Source organism: Fulvivirga aurantia (genome assembly GCF_009711475.1).
Taxonomy (GTDB): Bacteria; Bacteroidota; Bacteroidia; order Cytophagales; family Cyclobacteriaceae; genus Fulvivirga; species Fulvivirga aurantia.
On sequence record NZ_SMMD01000521.1, the window covers coordinates 1 to 3,554 of the forward strand.

Consider the following 3,554-nt stretch of genomic DNA (forward strand, 5'->3'; position numbering starts at 1 on the left):
TGTTTACCATTTCAAAAGCATCCTGCCAGCCCTTATCAGAATCATTTGAATTTCAGTTCGAGAATAAGACATTGAGAGGGTTAATAGAAAAACCAGGTAATCAAACATCTCAAGCCATAATAATCATCATACCCGGGTACGGTGAGACTAACTTTGTAGAAGGCCATTGGTACTCGCAGCTTAGGAGTAAATTGCTAACCTACGGATTAACGGTAATCTTTTGGGACAAAATGGGGTGTGGCAACAGTGAAGGTGAATTTGATATTCAACAGCCTGTAGAAAATTCAGCCGATGAAGCAATGGCAGCTATCCGTAAAATCCAAGAACTGCAAATTCCCGGGTATGAAAAAATAGGCTTTTGGGGAGTAAGTAGAGCCGGCTGGATCGTACCATTAATCAACCTGCAATTTCCAATGGCTTTTTGGATATCGATAAGTGGCACGGATGACAAGGAAAACTTTGGCTATCTGCTAAAATCAAATTTGACCATTGTAGGAAAACCAAAGGAAGAAGTCGAAAGACTTTACCAGGCCTGGGTGCTGGGGCACAAGATTGAAAGTTTGCAAGGTAACTACGAGGACTTAATAAAAGCTACGGAACCCTTAAGACAGGATAGCACTTGCCGGGCACTGTTTGGATACTCACTGCTGCCAAAAGATAAGGAAGAAGAATATAAAAACGAATATCTGCAGAAACAGAAGCTAAATATAAGAAAAGGTCACTTTGATGAAGAAAGCGGCCTCTGGGCCTACATAGACGATTTTGACCAAACATTACAAAAAATAAACTGCCCTGTTTTAGCTTTGTTCGGAGAAAAGGACTCGCAGGTCGATTGGCGGAAAACCAAAAAGTTATACGAAAGTACAATTGGAATAAACCCAAAAGCAGATTTAACTTCAAAGGTATTCGAAGACTGCAACCACGACATGCGCACGTGCATCACATGCAGGTGGGGTGAAGATTTATCGGCCTTGAACTGGCAATATTGTGACGGCTATTTTGAAACAATGGAAGTTTGGTTGAAAAAGCATAATATTATAGATTAACTGCTACTAAAACTTGAAAAGACACCCACTTTGCACATACCAGATACAACCTTCTACGTAAACGTCACTGTGGCACTCCCTTCATATGATTTCAACATTTCAGGGCAGCCGATCTAAAAGATGGATATACAGCTAATTGATTTAAGTCTTGACAGAATTTTACTTTTCTTCATCAGTGCTGTAGGTGTGCTGAATACCTTCTTTCTTGCCTCCTACTTTTCATTTTTTACTAAAAATAGAAATGTAAACAGCTACCTGCTGGCTTCTCTGCTTTTTGTAATTGGGCTCAGAGAGACAAAGTCGGTGCTGGTTTTGTTTTATGGAACGCATGTAGGCTTCCTTGCCTTTTTTGGACAGACAGTAGATGCGCTCATAGGCCCTTTACTCTATTTATATATTGCTTCGTACACATCTGGTGCGGGCATCAAAAAATGTACATGGCTTCCTCATACAGTTACTTACATATTGCTGATGCTGGTAGTCTATGGTTATATAATGATAAATGACCAGGCTTACTCAGATTATTCCAAAGAAATTGGAGGAATCATCTATCTACAATGGATCACCTATATCGGTCTTTCTATTAGAAAAATAGATGAAGTCATTAAAAAGCTATTTACAAAACAAAAACTAGTGAAGCGAGAATGGTGGCTCATAACGATAGTAGCTTCTGTCCTTATCATTTGGCTCGCTTACGTGCAGACTCACTATGGCAATTATGTCCTCGGTGGTGTTTCAATTTCCGTGGTTCTTTATCTGTCACTTATGCTTTGGCTTTACGGAGGCAAATCAGCGTTTTATGAATCACAGGATAAATACGAAAACAGAAAAATACCTGATGATGAAGCCAGTCAAATACTTAATGCTCTTGATGCATTGATGATAGACGAAAAGTTGTATATCAACCCGGAGTTAAAGATAAAGGATGTTGCTGCCCGGCTGAATATAAGTCCACATTTACTTTCACAGGTGCTCAACGACAATCTAAAAAAGAGTTTTAAGCACTACATCAATGAGTTTCGAATACACGCTGCTACAGAAATGATCAAAAAGAATCATCAAATTACGCTTGAAGCTATTGGAACGGATAGTGGTTTCAAGTCCAAATCTACTTTCTACGAAGCATTTAAAACTGTGCAGGGCCAAACACCTGCCAAGTTTCGAAAAGAATATCTTTCAAATTAGTTCGACTTTATAAAAACGAACTTTTTGAACGTTTAAATTGCCTTTTCTGAAGGAATCTGCTCGTAACATAGCCTAAAAATTTTAGTCTATGAAACAAAAATATGCAACAACAGGCAGAGTATTATACCCACTATCTTTGCTCTTTTTCTTATTTCTTTTGAGTTGCGGTAAGCCAGATAAAAAGGAAAACGCTAAAGAAATTAGTGAAAGGTCTATTAATACTCTGGCTTCCAAAATCGACAGTATTTTATCAACAAATCAACCTAGAATTTTCAACGGAGTTATTCTCATCAGACAAGGTAAAGAAAGTCTATATGTAAAAGAACATGGCTACGCTGACTTTGAAAATAAGATACCCATTTCGATCAATGACAAGTTTAGAATCATGTCAAATAGCAAACAGATCACAGCGGTACTGGTTTTGAAGGAGGTGGAGAAAGGGAATATCGACTTGCAAAAACCTGTAGGAGCTTATCTTTCAAATCTACCTCAATCCTGGTCCGATACTGTCACTGTCCATCAACTACTAAACATGTCTTCAGGAATAAGTGACCTTGAAAAACCGTTGCTTTTTAAGCCAGGAAATGGATTCCATTATAGCAATCCCGGCTATGGGTTATTAGGAAAAATCATCGAAAGTGTTACTCATAAGAGTTACGCCTCAAACGCAAATGATTTGTTTAAGGGACTAGGTATGAATAATACCTACTGTTACGAATTACAAGGAACCAATGAAGGGCTCATCAATGGGCATGCGCTACTCAATGGCGATATAGAGGTTGTAGATTTCGAGCGCTTTGGTTTTGATCAGGAAAGATGGGATAACTTCTTACCTGCCGGAGGGATAGTCTCTGATGCATATGATATCAGCACGTGGGATATCAAGCTTCATCATGGTGAATTATTATCACAGGAATCTTACCAGCAGATGATTACACCCACAAACTGGGGCGCTCATGCGGTCTTTGATTCCGACACCATCGGTTACGGCTACGGTCTCAGAATTCATGATAAATACCCTGTGTTTCATTTGGGCCATGGAGGCAGAGGTTTTGGTTTTGTATCAGTAAAATTTTACATCCCCGAAAAAGACATTGATGTTGTAATTTGGGAAAACATCTATCACATGGACAATTTTCCCAACAATGCTGATGTCATATATCATTTCGAGAATGAGATCAGGAAAATAATATTGAATAGTGATCTTGTGAAATAAGCACAACCCAGTCCTTCCTGGAGTTCAGAGGGGATTGATTCTCGTCAGATCAAGCCTCCGCTTTTTCTGTGGCAGCTATACATATGAGAGCAAGTTGAATATAGATG

Annotated in this window: 3 protein-coding genes; all 3 read left to right on the forward strand. The window is 39.0% G+C overall.

Annotated elements, in window-relative coordinates:
- Positions 1-1,046: alpha/beta hydrolase family protein (locus E1176_RS03985; protein ID WP_222933080.1), on the forward strand; the 1,046-nt coding region annotated here is incomplete at its 5' end.
- Positions 1,047-1,166: 120 nt separating this feature from the next.
- On the forward strand, positions 1,167-2,231 hold the full coding sequence (locus tag E1176_RS03990) for a helix-turn-helix domain-containing protein (RefSeq protein ID WP_155209279.1): 1,065 nt from the start codon (positions 1,167-1,169) through the stop codon (positions 2,229-2,231).
- 88 nt (positions 2,232-2,319) lie between these two features.
- The gene (locus E1176_RS03995; protein WP_155209280.1) at positions 2,320-3,447 is read left to right on the forward strand and encodes a serine hydrolase domain-containing protein; all 1,128 of its coding nucleotides are present in this window, start codon (positions 2,320-2,322) and stop codon (positions 3,445-3,447) included.
- Positions 3,448-3,554: the final 107 nt, after the last annotated feature.